The sequence below is a fragment of the Oceanospirillum sediminis genome (genome assembly GCF_014164585.1).
Taxonomy (GTDB): Bacteria; Pseudomonadota; Gammaproteobacteria; order Pseudomonadales; family Halomonadaceae; genus Oceanospirillum; species Oceanospirillum sediminis.
Genome location: NZ_JACJFM010000145.1, coordinates 1 through 437 on the forward strand (window position 1 = coordinate 1; position 437 = coordinate 437).

Sequence of the window (437 nt, forward strand, 5' to 3'; positions counted from 1 at the left end):
AAGAAATCTGATACATTAACTTTAGATTTAGAGCGCACTAAAGATATTCTTGCTTCTCTAGGAGAGATTAAGCAACAGCAATTTTTGGTGGGGTTTGCTCTTGAAACCAATAATGAATTAGAGAACGCAAAGCAGAAATTAAAAAAGAAAAACTTAAATTTAATTGTTTTAAATTCGTTACAAGATAAAGGAGCAGGTTTTAAAGGCGACACTAATAAAGTTACTTTTATAGATAATAAAAATAACGTAACAGAGTTTGAATTAAAGTCTAAAACCGAAGTAGCGAAAGATTTATTAAACGAAATTGTAAAACAAGTAAATGCGTAACTTAATATTCATTTTATTATTTAGCCTAAGTTCACTTGGCTTTTCCCAGGAGTTGAACTGCACTGTGGTTGTAAATGCGCAACAAACGGGTAATGAAAACTTGCAGATTT

1 protein-coding gene is annotated in these 437 nt (G+C 30.7%); it reads left to right on the forward strand.

Annotated elements, in window-relative coordinates:
* Positions 1-327 (forward strand): phosphopantothenoylcysteine decarboxylase domain-containing protein (locus H4O21_RS28175; RefSeq protein ID WP_305082242.1); only part of this gene is annotated, 327 nt, incomplete at its 5' end.
* Between the last annotated feature and the right edge of the window lie 110 nt (positions 328-437).